This window comes from Streptomyces sp. L-9-10 (assembly GCF_004151105.1).
Classification (GTDB): domain Bacteria; phylum Actinomycetota; class Actinomycetes; order Streptomycetales; family Streptomycetaceae; genus Streptomyces.
In genome coordinates, this window is record NZ_PHRF01000165.1 from 23,539 (window position 1) to 41,615 (window position 18,077).

Below are 18,077 nucleotides of genomic sequence, written 5' to 3' on the forward strand. Positions count from 1 at the left end.
TTACGTTCACGACCGACCCGGCGCCGCGACGGAGCGGTACGGCAGTTGAAGGAGTTCGGATGCGACGTGGCATAACGGCCACCGCCCTGGCCGCGACCCTGGCCCTCGCGGCGACCGCCTGCGGCAGCGACAGTGACGCAGGCAGCGGCAAGAGCTCGGGCGGCGAGCTCTCGGGAACGGTCACCTGGTGGGACACCTCGACCGTGGGCAGCGAGGACAAGGTCTTCAAGCAGCTCGCCGAGGGCTTCGAGAAGAAGCACCCCAAGGTCGACGTCAAATATGTCAACGTGCCCTTCGGCGACGCCCAGAACAAGTTCAAGAACGCCGCGCAGTCCGGCTCCGGGGCGCCCGACGTGATCCGCTCCGAGGTCGCCTGGACCCCCGAGTTCGCCGATCTCGGCTATCTCGCGCCGCTGGACGGCACCCCGGCGCTGAAGGACGAGAAGGACTTCCTCGCGCAGGCCGCCGCCTCCACGCAGTACGACGGCAAGACCTATGCCGCGCCGCAGGTCATCGACTCCATGGGCATCTTCTACAACAAGAAGATCTTCAAGGACGCCGGCGTCGAAGTCCCCAAGACCGTCGACGAGTTGAAGACCGTATCGAAGACGATCAAGGACAAGACCGGTAAGACCGGCCTCTATCTGCGCGGCGACGACGCCTACTGGTTCCTCTCCTTCCTCTACGGCGAGGGCGGCGACATGGTCGACGCCGAGAACAAGACCGTCACCGTCGACAACCCGGCCGGCGTCAAGGCCATGACCGTCGTCAAGGACCTGGTCGACTCCGGCGCCGCCAAGACCGACGCCACCGACGGCTGGGAGAACATGCAGTCGGCCTTCAAGGACGGCGATGTCGCGATGATCATCAACGGTCCCTGGGCCGTCGCCGACACCTACGGCGGCGCGCAGTTCAAGGACAAGGCCAACCTGGGCATCGCCCCCGTACCGGCCGGCTCCGTCGCGCAGGGCTCGCCGCAGGGCGGCCACAACCTCGCCGTCTACGCGGGCTCCAAGAACCTGGACGCCTCCTACGCGTTCACCGAGTACATGACCTCCGCCGAGAGCCAGACCAAGGTCGCCGAGGAACTGAGCCTGCTCCCGACCCGTACGTCCGTCTACGCGCGGCCGGGCGTCGCGGACAACGAGATCGTCGGCTTCTTCAAGCCCGTCGTGGACAAGGCCGTCGAGCGCCCCTGGATCCCGGAGACCGGCAGCCTCTTCGCGCCGCTGGTGACCGAGTACACCAAGGTCCTCACCGGCCAGAGCGCCCCCGCCAAGGGCGCCAAGGACACCGGCGACGCCTACCGCAAGCTGCTCAAGGGCTGGAAGTAACGGGTAACGGGAAGGAAGGCGGGCCGGCTGATGGCTGTCCACACCAGCCAGTCGGTGGCGTCGGCCGCGGGCGATGACCTCGCTCGCGGCCGCGGCCGCGGCACTGGCAAGGCACCCGGCGAGGCCGGGGTGCCGACGAGACTCCGGCGCGGTGTCTCGACCCACTGGTACGCCTGGGCCATGGTCGCCCCGGTGGTGGCCGTGATCGGCGTGATCATCGGATATCCGCTGGTCCGGGGTATCTATCTGTCGCTCACCGACGCCAACGAGCGCAACGTCGAGCGCAGCATCGGCGTCAACCACCTGCCCGCCACCTACGAGTTCGTCGGCCTCGACAACTACGCCGACGCGCTGACGGGCGATCAGTTCCTGGGCACCCTCGGCTGGACCCTGGTGTGGACGGTCTCCTGCGTCAGCGTCACCTTCGCGCTCGGCCTCGGCCTCGCCAACATCCTCAACCGCCGGATCGCGGGCCGCTCCTTCTACCGGATGCTGCTGATCCTGCCCTGGGCCGTCCCCGGCTTCGTCTCCGTCTTCGCCTGGCGCTTCCTCTACAACGAGGACCGCGGCTTCCTCAACAAGCTGCTCGCGGGCGGCGGCATCGACGCCGTGCCCTGGCTCAACGACCCGACCTGGGCGAAGTTCTCGGTCATCGCCGTGAACATCTGGCTCGGCGTGCCCTTCATGATGGTCGCGCTCCTCGGCGGACTCCAGTCCATCCCGGGGGAGATGTACGAGGCGGCCGAGATGGACGGGGCCAACGCCTGGCAGCGGTTCCGCCACATCACGCTGCCGGGGCTGCGCTCGGTCAGTACGACCGTGATCCTGCTCTCCACCATCTGGACCTTCAACATGTTCCCGGTGATCTTCCTGCTGACCCGCGGCGGACCCGGTGAGGCCACCCAGATCCTGGTCACGCAGGCGTACAAGTTCTCCTTCGAGATCAGCCCCCGCGACTTCGCGCAGTCCTCCACCTGGGGCGTCCTGATCCTCGTCCTCCTGATGCTCTTCGCCGCCGTCTACCGGCGCGTCCTCCGTAAGCAGGGAGACACGTGGTGACCACCGCCGCCCCCGCCCCCGAGCGGACCGCCCCCGCCGCCGAGCGGACCGCCAACGTCCCGCGCCGCGGCCACCGCTCACCGCTGGCCTCGGTCGCGCTGCACGCGACCCTGATCGTCGCGTCCGTGATCGCCGTCTTCCCGGTGCTGTGGGTCTTCCTGACCTCGCTCAAGCCCGCGAGCTACGCCACGACCACGGACTTCTTCAAAGAGACGACGTTCGAGAACTACACCAACCTGCTGCGGGACACCCCGTTCCTCACCTGGTTCGGCAACTCGCTGCTCATCGCCGGACTCACCACCCTGCTCGGGGTGTTCGTCGCCGCCACCACCGGCTATGCCGTCAGCCGCTTCCGCTTCCCCGGCAAGCGCGGACTGATGTGGACACTGCTGGTGACCCAGATGTTCCCGGTCGCCGTCCTGATCGTGCCGATCTACAACATCATGGCGGGCCTCGGGCTGCTCAATCAGTCCGCCGGCCTGGTGATCACGTATCTCACCATCGCCGTCCCCTTCTGCGCCTGGATGATGAAGGGGTTCTTCGACACCATCCCCCGGGAGATCGACGAGTCCGGCATGGTGGACGGGCTGACCCCGTTCGGCACCTTCTACCGGCTGATCCTGCCGCTCGCCAAGCCGGGGCTCGCGGTCACCGCGTTCTACTCGTTCATCACCGCCTGGGGCGAAGTGGCCTACGCCTCCGCCTTCATGGTCGGCGACGAGAACCTCACGCTCGCGGGCGGCCTCCAGAAGTTCGTCAACCAGTACGGCGCCCAGTGGGGCCCGATGACCGCCGCGTCCGTCCTCATCGCCATCCCCGCCGCGCTGGTCTTCCTCTTCGCACAGCGCCATCTCGTCACCGGCATGTCCGCCGGCGCCGTCAAGGGCTGAGCGGCCTTGCCCTTACCACCGAGTCCGTACGACGACGGCGGCGCGCGGAACCTACCGGGCCGCGCGCCGCTCCCCACCCCCAGACACCACAGGGACGACATGACCCAGCACCTCGCTGCCCCTCTGACCGGCACGTCCGACGACGCCCCGGGCCACCCCCACGGCTGGTGGCGGGACGCGGTGATCTACCAGGTCTATCCACGCAGTTTCGCCGACGGCAACGGCGACGGAATGGGCGATCTCGACGGGGTACGCCGCCGGCTGCCGTACCTCAGGGACCTGGGCGTCGACGCCGTCTGGCTCAGCCCCTTCTACGCGTCCCCGCAGGCCGACGCGGGCTACGACGTCGCCGACTACCGGGCCATCGACCCGATGTTCGGCACCCTGCTGGACGCCGACGCGCTGATCCGTGACGCCCACGAGCTGGATCTGCGCGTCATCGTCGACCTCGTCCCCAACCACTCCTCCGACGCGCACGAGTGGTTCAAGCGCGCCCTGCGCGAGGGCCCGGGCTCCGCGCTGCGTGAGCGCTACCACTTCCGTCCCGGAAAGGGCGCGGACGGCGAACTCCCGCCCAACGACTGGGAGTCCATCTTCGGCGGCCCCGCCTGGACCAGGACCACCGACCCGGACGGCACCCCCGGCGACTGGTACCTGCATCTCTTCGCCCCCGAGCAGCCCGACTTCAACTGGGACCACCCCGCCGTCGCCGACGAGTTCCGCTCGATCCTGCGCTTCTGGCTGGACATGGGCGTCGACGGCTTCCGCGTCGACGTCGCCCACGGTCTGGTGAAGGCGGCGGGCCTGCCCGACATCGGCGACACCGGCCAGCTCAGGCTGCTCGGCAGCGCCGACGGCGGCACACCGTTCTTCGACCAGGACGGCGTGCACGAGATCTACCGGCAGTGGCGCAGGATCCTCGACGAGTACCCCGGCGACCGGATCGCCGTCGCCGAGGCATGGACCCCGACCGTCGAGCGCACCGCGAACTACGTACGCCCCGACGAACTGCACCAGGCGTTCAACTTCCAGTACCTGAGCACCTCATGGGTGGGCGCCGAGCTGCGCGAGGTCATCGACGTCTCGCTCGCCGCGATGCGCCCCGTCGGCGCCCCCGCCACCTGGGTGCTCTCCAACCACGACGTCACCCGGCACGCCACCCGCTTCGCGAGCCCGCCCGGCGGCGCCACCCAGACCCGCGAGGCCGGCGACCGTACGCTCGGACTGCGCCGGGCGCGCGCGGCGACCCTGCTGATGCTGGCCCTGCCCGGCTCCGCCTACGTCTACCAGGGCGAGGAACTCGGGCTGCCCGATGTCACCGACCTGCCCGACGACGCCCGGCAGGACCCGTCGTACTTCCGCGCGGACGGCCAGGACGGCTTCCGCGACGGCTGCCGCGTGCCCATCCCCTGGACGCGCGAGGGCAGTTCGTACGGCTTCGGCGGCGGGGACAGCTGGCTGCCGCAGCCGGAGGGCTGGGGCGCGCTCAGCGTCGAGGCGCAGACCGGCGACCCCGGCTCCACCCTGGAGCTGTACCGGGCGGCGCTGGCCGCGCGCAAGGAGCACCCGGGGCTGGGCGCGGGCGACTCGGTGGAGTGGCTGGACGCGCCCGAAGGCGTGCTGGCCTTCGCCAGGCCCGGCTTCGTCTGCACGGTCAACACCACGGACACGGCGGTACGGATCCCCGCGCAGGGCCGGGTGCTGGTGGCCAGCGGCCCGGTGGCCGTGAACGGCGCCGAGGCCGAACTGCCCGCCGACACCACGGTGTGGTGGACGGTGTGAACGACCTCCTGCCGCCGGGTGGCGACGGACGCCTCACCGCCGGTACGCCGCGGCTCGCCGACATAGCGGGCCGGGCGTCGGTGAGCGAGGCGACCGTCAGCCGGGTCCTGAACGGCAGGCCGGGCGTCGCGGCGACGACGCGTCAGCGGGTGCTCGCGGCGCTCGACACCCTCGGGCACGAGCGGGACGAGCGCTCCCGGCACGGGGAGCGCTCCGCGCGCGGCCCGAAGCAGCGCGGCGCCGGGCTGATCGGGCTGGTGACCCCCGAACTCACCAACCCGGTCTTCCCGGCCTTCGCCCAGGCCGTCGAGCAGGTCCTGGCCGGGCACGGACACACCCCGGTGCTCTGCACCCAGCTGCCCGGCGGCGCCACCGAGGACGAGCTGGTCGAACAGCTCGTGGAGCGGGGCGTCGGCGGCATCGTCTTCCTCTCCGGGCTGCACGCCGACACCTCGGCGGACCCGGCGCGCTACGCCGCGCTCGCCGCGCGCGGTGTGCCGTACGTGCTGATCAACGGCTACAACGAGCGGGTCAGCGCGCCCTTCGTCTCGGCGGACGACCACGCGGCCGTACGGATGGCCGTCGGCCACCTCGCCGAGCTGGGACACCGCAGGATCGGGCTCGCGACAGGACCGCAGCGGTACGTGCCGTCCCGGCGCAAGCGCGAGGGCTTCCTCGACGCGTCCGTCGGGCTGCTGGGCCTGGCCTGGAGCGAGGCCGAGGAACTGGTGTGCTCCACGCTGTTCGGTGTCGAGGGCGGGCAGGTCGCGGCGGGCGCGCTGCTCGGCCTCGGCTGCACCGGCATCGTCTGCGGCAGCGACCTGATGGCGCTCGGTGTGGTGCGGGCGGCGAGGGAGCGCGGGCTGGGAGTGCCGTACGACGTCTCGGTCGTGGGGTACGACGACTCGCAGCTGATCGCCTTCACCGACCCGCCGCTGACCACGGTCAGGCAGCCGGTACGGGCGATGGCCGCGGCGGCCGTCGCCGCGCTGCTGGAGGAGATGGCGGGCAGCCCCGTGCAGCGCACCGAGTACGTGTTCCAGCCCGAGCTGGTGGTACGCGGCTCCACCGCGGGAGCGCGCCCACCCCGGCACCACTGACCCTTTCCGCACCACCGCACCACCGCACCACCGCACCACCGCACCGCAGCACCACCGCACGTGCACGGAGCCGCACCACAGGTGTCACCGAGAGCCGCACCACGGGCATGACCCAGAGCCGCACCACCCGCACCACGCGCACCACCGTCACCCGCACCTCCCCCCACCAGTGTTGTTGGAGGAACCGAATGGCTCGCAGAACCCTGGCCGCCGCGCTCGCCCTCGTGGCGGGCGCCGCCGCCGCGCTCACGGTCCCCGCCGGGACCGCCCAGGCGGCGCCGCCCGGTGGCAAGGACGTCACCGCCGTACTGTTTGAGTGGCGCTTCGACTCCATAGCCAAGGCGTGCACGGACACCCTCGGCCCGGCCGGCTACGGCTACGTACAGGTCTCGCCGCCCCAGGAGCACATCCAGGGCGGCCAGTGGTGGACCTCGTACCAGCCCGTCAGCTACAAGATCGCCGGGCGGCTCGGTGACCGCGCCGCCTTCTCGAACATGGTCAACACCTGCCACGCGGCGGGCGTCAAGGTCGTCGCCGACTCCGTCATCAACCACATGTCCGCCGGTGACGGCACCGGCACCGGCGGCTCCTCGTACACCAAGTACAACTACCCCGGCATCTACTCGGGCGCCGACATGGACGACTGCCGGTCGCAGATCAACAACTACGGCGACCGCGGCAACGTACAGAACTGCGAACTGGTCGGGCTCGCCGATCTGGACACCGGCGAGGAGTACGTACGCGGCCGGATCGCGGCGTACCTCAACGACCTGCTCTCGCTCGGCGTCGACGGCTTCCGGATCGACGGCGCCAAGCACATGCCGGCCGGTGACCTCGCCAACATCAAGAGCAGGCTGAGCAATCCGGGTGCCTACTGGAAGCAGGAGGTCATCTACGGCGCGGGCGAGGCCGTCTCGCCGACCGAGTACCTCGGAAACGGCGACGTCCAGGAGTTCCGGTACGCCCGCGACCTGAAGCGGGTCTTCAACAACGAGAACCTCGCCTATCTGAAGAACTACGGCGAGGGCTGGGGCTACATGGAGTCGGGCAGGTCCGCCGTCTTCGTCGACAACCACGACACCGAGCGCGGCGGCGACACCCTCAGCTACAAGGACGGCGCGAACTACACGCTCGCCAATGTTTTCATGCTGGCCTGGCCGTACGGCTCGCCCGATGTGCACTCCGGATACGAGTGGAGCGACAAGGACGCCGGTCCGCCCAACGGCGGCACGGTCAACGCCTGCTACAGCAACGGCTGGAAGTGCCAGCACGCCTGGCGCGAGATCTCCTCGATGGTCGCCTTCCGCAACACCACACGCGGCCAGGCCGTCACCAACTGGTGGGACAACGGCGGCGACCAGATCGCCTTCGGCCGGGGCTCCGCGGGCTATGTGGCCATCAACCACGAGGGCTCCTCGCTCACCCGTACGTTCCAGACCTCGCTGCCGGGCGGTACGTACTGCGATGTGCAGAACGGCAGGACGGTGACGGTGAACGGATCGGGACAGTTCACCGCGACGCTCGGCTCGAACACCGCCGTCGCGCTGCACACCGGTGCCCGCACCTGCTGACCACCGGTCCTGAGTCCCCTGCGCCGAGCGGCTGACACCGCCGCCGACGCACAGGAAACGGCCGTCCGGCGACCGCCTCCCCGCCTTCCGTCGCCGGACGGCCCCTTCCCGTACCCCGGTCACTCCCCGATCTCTTGAGCTTCCCGATGCCTTGAGCTTCCCGATGCCTTGAGCCTCCCGATGCCTTGAGCCTCCCCATTCCTTGAGCCACCCCCCGATCCCTTGATCCCGCACATCCGAGGAGATCCCGCGTGAAACGCCCGCCCCTGCGGAGAACGGCCACCGCCGTCCTCGCCGCCGCCCTGTGCGCGGCACTGGTACCCGCCCTGCCCGCCGCCGCCACGTCGGCGGCCGGCCGGCCCGCCGCCTCCGCGCCGCCCGCCCCGCCGTCGGACGCCCGGCTCGCCGCCGAGCCCGCGCGCCACGATCTGACCCGTGAGCAGTTCTACTTCGTCCTGCCCGACCGGTTCGCCAACGGCGACGCGGCCAACGACCGCGGCGGGCTGACCGGTTCGCGGACATCCACCGGATACGACCCCGCCGACAAGGGCTTCTACCAGGGCGGTGACCTCAAGGGCCTGACCGACAGGCTCGACTACATCAAGGGGCTCGGCACCACCGCGATCTGGCTCGCGCCGATCTTCAAGAACAAGCCGGTGCAGGGGGAGGGCAAGGACGCCTCGGCCGGCTACCACGGCTACTGGATCACGGACTTCACGCAGGTCGACCCGCACTTCGGCACCAACGCCGAGCTGACGAAGCTGATCGCCAAGGCCCATGACAAGGGCATGAAGGTCTTCTTCGACGTCATCACCAACCACACCGCCGACACGGTCGACTACGCGGAGAAGGAGTACGGCTACCGGCCCAAGGGGGCCTATCCGTACCTTGACCGGGACGGCCGCCCCTTCGACGACCGCGGGACCGGCGCGGCGAAGGACATCGCAAGGGCCGACGCGGACTCCTTCCCGTACACCCCCGTCGTGCGTACGGGCGAGAAGAAGGTCCCGGCCTGGCTCAACGACCCGATGATGTACCACAACCGCGGCGACTCGACCTTCGCGGGCGAGAGCGGTGAGTACGGCGACTTCTCCGGGCTGGACGATCTGTGGACCGAGCGTCCCGAGGTCGTCTCGGGGATGGAGAAGATCTACGAGAAGTGGGTCCGCGACTTCGACATCGACGGCTTCCGTATCGACACCGTCAAACACGTCGACCTGGACTTCTGGACCCAGTGGGCGACGGCGCTCGACGCGTACGCGGCCAAGCGCGGCCGGGACGACTTCTTCATGTTCGGCGAGGTCTACTCGTCGGACACCGCGGTCACCTCGCCGTATGTGACCCGCGGACGGCTGGACGCCACGCTCGACTTCCCCTTCCAGGACGCGGCCCGCGCCTACGCCTCGCAGGGCGCGCCGGCCGAGCGGCTCGCGAAGGTCTTCGCCGACGACTACCGCTACACCACCGACAAGGCCAACGCCTATGAGCAGGTGACCTTCCTCGGCAACCACGACATGGGCAGGATCGGCACCTTCCTCGCCCAGGACAACCCGGAGGCCGGGGACGCCGAACTGGTCGGACGGGGCCGGCTCGCCAACGAGCTGATGTTCCTGTCCCGGGGCAACCCGGTGATCTACTACGGCGACGAGCAGGGCTTCACGGGCGCGGGCGGCGACAAGGACGCCCGCCAGACGCTCTTCGCCTCGAAGACCGCCGACTATCTGGACGACGACCAGCTGGGCACGGACCGTACCCACGCCTCGGACGCCTACGACCCGGCGCATCCGTTGTACCGGTCGATCGCCGCGCTCTCGAAGCTCACCAAGGCCCACCCCGCGCTGCGGGACGGTGTCCAGACGGAGCGGTACGCGAAGGACTCGGTCTACGCCTTCTCGCGTACCGATGCGCGTACCGATGCCCGTACGGACGCGACGGACGCGAAGGCGCGTACCGAGTACGTCGTCGCCGTGAACAACGCCGAGCAGGCCAAGACCGTCGAGATCCCGGTCGGCTCGGCCGCGGGCACCGACTTCCGTACGCTGTACGGCGGTCCGGGCGCCGGTACGGTACGCGCCGGAGACGGCTCCACCCTCAAGGTGACCGTACCCGCGCTCTCCTCGCTCGTCCTGAGGGCGGCGAAGCCGCTGCCCGCCCCCGCGGCCAAGCCCGCGATCACCCTCAAGGCCCCGGCGCCCGGCGCCACCGGCACCGTGGAGCTGACCGCGGAGGTCACCGGCGGACAGCTCAACCGGGTCGTCTTCGCCGCCCAGACCGGCAACGGCGCGTGGCGGACCCTCGGCACCGCGGACCACGCCCCGTACCGGGTCACCGACCACGTGGCCACCGCCGCCGGAACGCCCCTGCGCTACAAGGCCGTTGTCGTCGACAGCACGGGGCGTACCGCGAGCGCGACCGCCGCATCGACGGCCGGACAGACGCCCGCGCCGGAGAAGCCGAGCGCGGTCGAGCGGGACTACGCGGTCGTCCACTACCAGCGGCCCGACGGCGACTACGAGGGCTGGCGGCTGACGTCCGGCTCCACGACCGCCGCGTTCACCGGCCGCGACGCCTATGGCGCCTTCGCCTGGATCAAGGTCCCCGAGGGCGCGTCGGGCATCCCGTACACCGTGGAGAAGCCCGGCGCCCCGGACGACGGGCCCCAGCGGACCGTCGATCTCGCGCGCACCGGCCAGGTATGGATCACGCAGGGCGCGGACGGCCAGTCCGAGCAGGCCCCCGACGGCGCCTACCCGCCACAGGACACCACGAAGGCGACCGTCCACTACCGGCGCGCGGACGGCGACTACGACGGCTGGGGGCTGCACACCTGGACGGGCGCGGCCTCGCCCACCGACTGGTCGAAGCCGCTCCAGCCGGTGCGGGAGGACGCGTACGGCGTGACCTTCGAGGTCCCGCTCGCGGCCGGTGCCACCTCGCTCAGCTACATCCTCCACAAGGGTGACGAGAAGGACCTCCCCACCGACCAGTCCCTGGACCTCGCGACCCACGGCAACGAGGTGTGGCTGCTCGCCGGGCAGCCGAAGTACCTGCTGCCGCAGGCCGGTTCGTCCCCGAGCCTCGACCTCACCAAGGCCGAGGCCCAGTGGATCGACACCGACACCGTCGTCTGGAAGGTGAAGGCGACCGCCGCGACCAGCCAGCAGCTGGTGTACGCGCGCGACGGCGGCATCACCGTCGAGGACGGCGCACTGTCCGACGAGGGGAGGTGGCTGCGGCTCTCGCCGGCCGCCCTCACCGACGCCCAGAAGACCGCGTACCCGCACCTCAAGGACTATCCGGCCTTCACCGTGGACGCACGCGACCGGGACAGGGTCCGCGAGTCGCTCTCCGGACAGCTGATCGCCACCCAGCGGGCCGCCAACGGCGCGCTGCTCGCGGCCACCGGCGTACAGACGCAGGGCATCCTCGACGACCTCTACGGCGACCGGGCGGTCAAGGCGTCGCTCGGTCCCGTCTTCACCGGCGGGCGGCCCGTCCTCTCCCTCTGGGCACCGACCGCGCAGCGCGTCGCCCTCGAACTCGACGGCCGTACGGTCCCGATGAGGCGTGACGCCGCGACCGGCGTCTGGTCGGTGAAGGGCGAGCGGAGCTGGGCGGGCAGACCGTACCGGTACGCCGTCACGGTCTGGGCGCCGAGCGTCCAGAAGGTCGTCACCAACAAGGTGACCGATCCCTACTCCACCGCGCTCACCACGGACTCGGCCCGCAGCCTCGTGGTGGATCTGGCCGATCCGAAACTGGCCCCCCAGGGCTGGTCCACGCTGAAGAAGCCCGCCGCCGTCCCGCTGCGCGACGCGCAGATCCAGGAGCTGCACATCCGTGACTTCTCGGTCGCGGACCGCACCTCGGACCACCCGGGCCGGTATCTCGCCTTCACGGACCGTGACTCCGACGGGATGAAGCGGCTGGCACGGCTGGCGGACTCCGGCACGTCGTACGTCCATCTCCTGCCGGCCTTCGACATCGGCACGATCCCGGAGCGCGCCTCCGACCAGGCCACGCCCGGCTGCGACCTGAAGGTGTACGCGCCCGACTCGCCCGAACAGCAGGCGTGCGTGGCGCGGACCGCCGCGAAGGACGCGTACAACTGGGGCTACGACCCGCTGCACTACACCGTGCCGGAGGGCTCGTACGCCTCGGACCCGGAGGGCACCCGCCGTACCGTCGAGTTCCGGCGGATGGTGCAGTCGCTGAACGGCACCGGGCTGCGCACGGTCATGGACGTCGTCTACAACCACACCGTCGCGAGCGGACAGGCCGACAAGTCCGTCCTCGACAAGATCGTGCCCGGCTACTACCAGCGGCTGCTGCCGGACGGCTCCGTCGCCACCTCCACCTGCTGCGCCAACACGGCGCCCGAGAACGCCATGATGGGCAAGCTCGTCGTGGACTCGGTCGTCACCTGGGCCCGGGAGTACAAGGTCGACGGCTTCCGCTTCGACCTGATGGGCCACCACCCGAAGGCCAACATCCTCGCCGTACGGAAGGCGCTGGACGCGCTGACCATCGCGAAGGACGGAGTCGACGGCAAGAAGATCATCCTCTACGGCGAGGGATGGAACTTCGGCGAGATCGCCGACGACGCCCGCTTCGTCCAGGCCACCCAGAAGAACATGGCCGGGACCGGGATCGCGACCTTCTCCGACCGGGCCCGGGACGCGGTGCGCGGCGGCAGCCCCTTCGACGAGGACCCGGGCGTCCAGGGCTTCGCCTCCGGTCTCCACACCGACCCCAACTCCTCCCCGGCCAACGGCACCCCCGCCGAGCAGAAGGCCCGGCTGCTGCACTACCAGGACCTGATCAAGGTGGGGCTGACCGGCAGCCTCGCCGACTACACGTTCACCGACACCTCGGGCCGTACGGTCCGCGGCTCCGAGGTCGACTACAACGGCGCGCCGGCCGGCTACGCGGCCGTCCCCGGCGACGCGCTGGCCTACGCGGACGCCCACGACAACGAATCCCTCTACGACACGCTCGCCTTCAAGCTGCCGCCGTCGGTCCCGGCCGCCGGCCGGGCGAGGGCGCAGGTCCTCGCGATGGCGACCGCCACGCTCTCCCAGGGCCCGGCACTCTCCCAGGCGGGCACGGATCTGCTGCGCTCCAAGTCACTGGACCGCAACTCGTACGACAGCGGTGACTGGTTCAACGCGATCCACTGGGACTGCCGCGACGGCAACGGCTTCGGCCGGGGACTGCCGCCCGCCGCCGACAACGAGGACAAGTGGTCCTATGCCGAGCCCCTGCTGACGGCTCCGGCGCTCACGCCCGGCTGCGCGGAGATCGACGGCGCCTCGGCCGCGTACCGGGATCTGCTGCGGATCCGCGCCACGGAGCCGGCGTTCAGCCTCACCTCCACGGACGCGGTCCGGTCCGCGCTGACCTTCCCGCTGTCCGGGCCGGACGAGACCCCGGGGGTGATCACCATGCGGCTCGGTGATCTGGTCGTGGTCTTCAACGCGGCCCCGACGGCACGGGACCAGCGGGTGACGGAGCTGGCGGGGCGGCCGTACGCGCTGCACCGGATCCAGGCCGGGGGAGCGGACCGTACGGTCAAGGAGGCCCGTTACGAGCGGGGGTCGGGGACGTTCACCGTGCCCGCGCGGACCGTGGCGGTCTTCGTGGCACAGGGGGCGTGAGCGGCGTGTGAGGGTCTCGGCCGTGTGCTCCGGGCTGTCCGCCGGAGCACACGGCCGGGAGCGCCGGTTCACGAGGGTCGCCCGGATGACGGTGTCAGACCGACGGTGTGCGAGCCCGCCGGTGTGTCAGCCGGCCGGTGTGAACCTGGCCGTACGGGCAACCCGTTAGGTATGACGTCCACCGAAGCGCATCCGGAGAAGCCTCGGAGCCGTACACGGCTGCCCCGGTGGGGCAGGCTGCCGCTCGCACTCGTCGTCGTCGCCGCGCTGCTCTTCGCGGGCAGCCGGCTCGATCTGCTGCCCGGGTTCGGTGATCTCTTCGGCGAGGAGACCAACGACCGCACGGGACCGACCCTGCTCGAATCCATCCAGGACCTGGACCGTTACGAGGCGGCCTCCGGCAACTTCCAGGTCGTCGTCGATCTGGAGAAGGACGCCAAGTTCCTGCCGGACGCGATCCGCGGCACCCGCACCCTCTACGTGGGCGCGGGCACCGTCTCCTCCTATGTCGACTTCAGCGGCATCGGCGAGCAGAGCGTCCAGGTCAACGAGGAGCGCACCGCCGCCACGATCCGGCTGCCCCACGCCCGGCTCGGCGAGCCCGCGCTCGATCCGGAGCGCTCGTACGCCGTGTCCAAGGAACGGGGGCTGCTCGACCGGCTCGGGGACCTCTTCTCCGACAACCCGGCCGACGAACACGCCGTGAACAAGCTCGCCGCCCGCCACATCGGGGACGCGGCCAAGGAGAGCGAACTCACTGTACGCGCCGAGAAGAACACCACCGGCATGCTCCAGGGCCTGCTGCGTTCCCTCGGCTTCACGGAGGTGAAGGTGGTCTACGCGTGAGCCGGCAGGCGGGTCACGCCCGGGGAGGACGGCGGGTCAGGCCCGCGCCCGCTGGGCGGGCAGAGCCGTACCCAGCGTGGTGAGCCGGCCGAGGAGATCGCCGAACGGGCCGTCGGCCGGTTCGTCGGCGATGATCCGCAGCAGGATCGTCGCCATCTCCTCGTCGTACGCGGCGCTCACGGCGGCCAGCGCCGCGAAGTCGTGCACCAGCTGCAACTCCAGCTCACCGCGCGGGACGCGCCGCCCGTCCAGCCAGATCAGCGCCGTCGTCTCGGCCAGCGACACCCAGGACCGTACGACCAGCTCCAGCCGCGCGGGCGGGTCCGCCACCCCGAGATGGGCCAGGATCTGTTCGTACGCGGCCTGCCGTACCTCGTCGATCATCGCGTTGGCCGTCGAGGAACCCACCGCAGGGCCGCTGCGCATCAGGGCGAAGAAACCGGCTCCGTGCTCGTCGACGAAGTCGAAGAAGCGCCCCATGACCCGGAGCAGCCGCGCGCCGAGCGGCCCTTCGCGCGGCTCCAGGAACCGGGTCGCCAGATCGTCGGCGGCCCGCCGCACGGCGGCCTCGTACAGGCTCTGCTTGCCGGGGAAGTAGTGGTAGACGAGCGGCCGGGAGATACCGGCCGCCGCCGCGATCTCGTCGATCGAGACGTCCTCGGGGGAGCGGCGGCTGAACAGTTCCAGCGCTACGCCGATCAACTGCTGCTTCCGCTCTTCCACGCCCATCCTGCGGCGCACCCCGGTCGTCATACGAACAGCCTAACGGGCAGGCCCCGGCGGGTGTCCGTTACGCTCCGCTCCATGAGCGCATCTGACCAGGACGAGGCCATGGACACGCCGGTACCGGAGCCCTACGACGGCGGACTGACGCCTCGTCAGGCGCGCGCGGTGCGGATCGCGTTGGCGTCGGTGCTGCTGGTCGGTCTCGCCGCGCTGCTCGCGGTGCGGCTCGCGGAACGGACCTCGGTCCTGGTGGTCGGGGTGTACGGGCTCGCGATGATCCTGTGCGGGGTGGTGATCGAACTGAGCCGGCACGGCCGTACGCGGCTGGGCACATGGCTGCTGGGCGCCGGTCTGGTGGCGGCGCTGGGAGCGGACTGGCTGCTGCTGCCCTGAGGGGCCGCGCTCATGAGCGTGCGGCCCGGTCAGCGCAGGGCGTCCACCCGCGTCCCGTCGGGAGTCTCGCCGTACAGCTCCGCCTGTACGCCCTCGCGCGCCCGTACCGCCAGCAGACTCCCGGGCGTACTGCCCCGTACCCCGCCCGACACCTCGACCGAGCCCAACCGCCCGCTCCCGGCGGCCAGTACGTACCACGTGCCGCCCCGCGACTTCCACAGCACGCCCGCCAGCACCCGTGACTCCCGTGCCCCACAGGCCGGTGTGTCCTCCGCGCGCGCGGCGACGGCCCCGGGCGCCGTGGTCCGGGCCGGCGCCTGGAACTGCGCGAGCACCCGGCTCCCCGTGCCCCGCCAGGTGTCCGCGCGGGTGCAGAGCCAGGTCGCGGTGCCGTTGGACTCCGGCAGCGGCTGCCGCGCGTACGGCCAGGAGTTCACGGACCGTACGCCGTGGGACCGCATCGCGGGCAGCAGACAGGCGGTCCTGGCCCAGGCGGCGCGGTCGGCCGGGGACGTCACGTCGCCGGGGGCCGACGGCGGCCCCGACGTCAGCCGGGCGGGCGTCAGTTCGCCGAGATCGGTGAGCAGCCGTTCCGTGGCGCTGCCGCTGCCGCTGCCGTCGCGTACGGAAAGCGTGTCCCAGGAGCGGCAGTCCTGGGACATCGCCGGGCTCGCCAGCGGATCGGTCACACCGTCCGCGTCCCGCCGCAGGGGCCGCGCGGGCTCCGCCGGGTCGAGCAGATCGCGGACCGACGTACTCCGTACCCATGGCGCGGTCAGATAGCGCACCTCGCCGTCCGAGCGGCCGACGACCAGCGCCCCCGCGGCGGCGGCGCCCGCGCCGTCGACCCGCGCGAAGTCGAGGGCGGCCACCTCCTCGCCGCCGGTCGCGGGCTCCGCGTACCGCACCACCCGCAGGCCGTCGTGGAAGAGCACCACCCGCGCCGCGTCGACCGTCCCCCCGTACAGCAGCTGCGGCGATCCCATCGGCGGCCCCGAAGGCGTGGCGGGCGTCGCCGAGATGTGGACGGACGCGTCGGGCGCGGCCCAGGCCGTCAGCGCCCGGCGCAGCAGCGCGTGGTCCTCGGCCAGCGGCCCGCGCGCGGGCCAGACGGAGAAGTCCGTACGGGCGGAGGTCTGCCACGCGGCGGGCGCGATCCGCCGCACCCTGGCCGGGTCGAGGGCCGCCGCGACCGCGGCGTTGTGGCCGTACGGGGAGTCCGCGTCGTCGTCCGGGCCCCGGCCGCCCGGCAGACCGAGGAGCGTCCCGCAGACCAGCAGGGCCGCGGCGGCGGCGAGCGCGGCCCTGCCGTACTGGCGGCGGCGCATCAGATCGGTGGGCCTGGCCTGGAGCGAGCAGGGATCGAACTCGGCTGAGCGCAACAGCTCGACGGGGTCCGCCGTGCCGATCCGCCGTTCCGCTGCGTCCGCCGCCTCGGCGAGCGCGGTCTCCGTGTCCACGGCCCCGGCCGCGTGGAGCAGCCGGCGCACCTCCTCGTCGGTCAGCAGCTCCAGACCGCGCAGCGCGAACGCCGCGCGAGCCGGTCCCGACAGGCCGGAGAGCCGCTGGTCCAGGGCGAGTTCATCGGCGCCGCCCGAGCGCGGGAACAGCCGCAGCCCCCAGACGCGCGGCAGCGGCGGAGGCAGTTGGGCGAGCCGGGGACGCGCGAGCCGGCGCATCGGCCGCCCGGCGTCGAGCGCCTGGCGCAGCACGCGCTCGCGTACGTACGCGTACCCGGGGTTCCGTCCCGCCCCGGTCGCGGTCCCGCCGTCGGTTGCGGCGCCTCCGGCCCCCTCTGCGCCCCTGGTCCCCTTGGCGCCCCTGGTCCCTCCGGCCGCTTCGGCGCGGCTCTGCGCCGGGATCGCGGACCGCGCCGCCGCGCGCCCGCGCGGCAGCGAGCGCTGCACGAGCGCGTGCGCGGTCAGTACGCGCCGGTTGCGGCCGAGCGACGGCGGCAGCACGAGATACGCGAGGCGTACGAGACGGGTGTAGTGCTCGACGAGTGCCGCCTCGGCCTGCTCGACACCGAGGGCGGCGAGGGGAGCCGCGCCGGGTACGTACGTCTCCGCGGGAACGGCTGCGGAGGCGGTGGTCGAGGTGGTGGTCGAGGCGGTGACGGCGCTGTCTGGGGGCACGTTGAGCAGAACGAGCGATTGGTCCGATGGTCACCCCGGAATCCGGCCGTTCCGCCGCGCGGCGACCGGGTCCCGGGAGACGATGGCCGCATGCGTACAGAACGATCCCTGGTGGTGCTCGCGGCCCTGGCCCTGGCCCTGGCGCTGACGGCGGGCTGCGGCGGCAACGAAGGCAACGGCGGCAACGGCGGCAACGGCGAAAAGGCTCCCACGACACCGGAGACGGTGACGGGGAGCCTCGAACAGATCGCCTCCAAGGCGGAGTGCGAGCCGAACATCCAGACCGACGCCGACGAGTTGCGGCAGGGCAACTGCACGACGGACGACGGGAAGTACGTGCTGGTCACCTTCGCCACCGACCGCGGTCTGCGCGAGTGGATCAACGAGGCCAAGGACTACGGCGGTTCGTATCTCGTCGGCAGGAAGTGGGTCGCGGCCGGTGACGACAAGGTGGTGACGGCGCTGCGCGGCCGGCTCGGCGGGACCGTGGAGGCCGGCTCGTCGCACCACTCGGGGGGAAGTGGTGGCGGTGGGGGAGACGAGGGGCACTCCGGTCACCACACGGGCTGACCGCGCAGCGCGGA

At 71.4% G+C, this 18,077-nt stretch carries 11 protein-coding genes and 1 pseudogene; 10 read left to right on the forward strand and 2 right to left on the reverse strand.

Features of this window, described 5'->3' with window-relative positions; genetic code table 11:
- Nucleotides 1-59: 59 nt before the first annotated feature.
- The 8 genes and pseudogenes from CU044_RS36120 (at nucleotide 60) to CU044_RS36155 (ending at nucleotide 14,239) form a co-directional block, all read left to right on the forward strand.
- A complete protein-coding gene (locus tag CU044_RS36120; protein ID WP_129773021.1) occupies nucleotides 60-1,334 on the forward strand; it encodes an extracellular solute-binding protein in 1,275 nt (424 codons plus the stop codon).
- Nucleotides 1,335-1,364: 30 nt separating this feature from the next.
- A complete protein-coding gene (locus CU044_RS36125; protein WP_129773023.1) occupies nucleotides 1,365-2,393 on the forward strand; it encodes a sugar ABC transporter permease in 1,029 nt (342 codons plus the stop codon).
- Entirely contained in the window at nucleotides 2,390-3,283 is an 894-nt protein-coding gene (locus CU044_RS36130; RefSeq protein ID WP_129773025.1) for a carbohydrate ABC transporter permease, read from the forward strand. The genes CU044_RS36125 and CU044_RS36130 overlap by 4 nt, the downstream gene beginning before the upstream one ends.
- 99 nt (nucleotides 3,284-3,382) lie before the next feature.
- Nucleotides 3,383-5,065 carry a glycoside hydrolase family 13 protein gene (locus CU044_RS36135; protein ID WP_129773027.1) on the forward strand — a complete coding sequence of 561 codons (1,683 nt, stop codon included), beginning with the start codon at nucleotides 3,383-3,385 and terminating at the stop codon, nucleotides 5,063-5,065.
- Entirely contained in the window at nucleotides 5,062-6,165 is a 1,104-nt protein-coding gene (locus CU044_RS36140) for a LacI family DNA-binding transcriptional regulator (protein WP_240046043.1), read from the forward strand. The genes CU044_RS36135 and CU044_RS36140 overlap by 4 nt, the downstream gene beginning before the upstream one ends.
- Before the next feature lie 188 nt (nucleotides 6,166-6,353).
- Nucleotides 6,354-7,733 (forward strand): annotated as a pseudogene (locus CU044_RS36145) (alpha-amylase family protein); the annotation flags it as partial.
- 254 nt (nucleotides 7,734-7,987) lie between these two features.
- Complete coding sequence (gene pulA / locus CU044_RS36150; RefSeq protein ID WP_129773031.1) at nucleotides 7,988-13,393, forward strand: pullulanase-type alpha-1,6-glucosidase; 5,406 nt, start codon at nucleotides 7,988-7,990, stop codon at nucleotides 13,391-13,393.
- A 171-nt stretch (nucleotides 13,394-13,564) separates the two neighbouring features.
- On the forward strand, nucleotides 13,565-14,239 hold the full coding sequence (locus CU044_RS36155; RefSeq protein ID WP_129773033.1) for a DUF4230 domain-containing protein: 675 nt from the start codon (nucleotides 13,565-13,567) through the stop codon (nucleotides 14,237-14,239).
- 36 nt (nucleotides 14,240-14,275) lie between these two features.
- Here the strand turns inward: CU044_RS36155 and CU044_RS36160 are convergent, their stop codons facing one another.
- The gene (locus CU044_RS36160; RefSeq protein ID WP_129773035.1) at nucleotides 14,276-14,992 is read right to left on the reverse strand and encodes a TetR/AcrR family transcriptional regulator; all 717 of its coding nucleotides are present in this window, start codon (nucleotides 14,990-14,992) and stop codon (nucleotides 14,276-14,278) included.
- Between the two features lie 51 nt (nucleotides 14,993-15,043).
- Between CU044_RS36160 and CU044_RS36165 the strand changes: the two genes are divergently transcribed.
- Nucleotides 15,044-15,358 (forward strand): hypothetical protein, encoded by a 315-nt coding sequence (locus CU044_RS36165; RefSeq protein WP_129773037.1) that lies wholly within the window; start codon nucleotides 15,044-15,046, stop codon nucleotides 15,356-15,358.
- Nucleotides 15,359-15,387: 29 nt separating this feature from the next.
- Here the strand turns inward: CU044_RS36165 and CU044_RS36170 are convergent, their stop codons facing one another.
- Complete coding sequence (locus CU044_RS36170) at nucleotides 15,388-17,493, reverse strand: hypothetical protein (protein ID WP_240046044.1); 2,106 nt, start codon at nucleotides 17,491-17,493, stop codon at nucleotides 15,388-15,390.
- 90 nt (nucleotides 17,494-17,583) lie between these two features.
- Between CU044_RS36170 and CU044_RS36175 the strand changes: the two genes are divergently transcribed.
- Complete coding sequence (locus CU044_RS36175) at nucleotides 17,584-18,063, forward strand: hypothetical protein (RefSeq protein WP_193564160.1); 480 nt, start codon at nucleotides 17,584-17,586, stop codon at nucleotides 18,061-18,063.
- Nucleotides 18,064-18,077 lie beyond the last annotated feature (14 nt).

Coding starts and splice junctions, on each gene's coding strand:
- CU044_RS36165 (WP_129773037.1), top strand. CDS start 15,044: ATGAGCGCATCTGACCAGGACGAGGCCATGGACACGCCGGTACCGGAG.
- CU044_RS36160 (WP_129773035.1), bottom strand. CDS start 14,992: ATGACGACCGGGGTGCGCCGCAGGATGGGCGTGGAAGAGCGGAAGCAG.
- CU044_RS36155 (WP_129773033.1), top strand. CDS start 13,565: ATGACGTCCACCGAAGCGCATCCGGAGAAGCCTCGGAGCCGTACACGG.
- CU044_RS36125 (WP_129773023.1), top strand. CDS start 1,365: ATGGCTGTCCACACCAGCCAGTCGGTGGCGTCGGCCGCGGGCGATGAC.
- CU044_RS36120 (WP_129773021.1), top strand. CDS start 60: ATGCGACGTGGCATAACGGCCACCGCCCTGGCCGCGACCCTGGCCCTC.
- CU044_RS36175 (WP_193564160.1), top strand. CDS start 17,584: ATGCGTACAGAACGATCCCTGGTGGTGCTCGCGGCCCTGGCCCTGGCC.
- CU044_RS36135 (WP_129773027.1), top strand. CDS start 3,383: ATGACCCAGCACCTCGCTGCCCCTCTGACCGGCACGTCCGACGACGCC.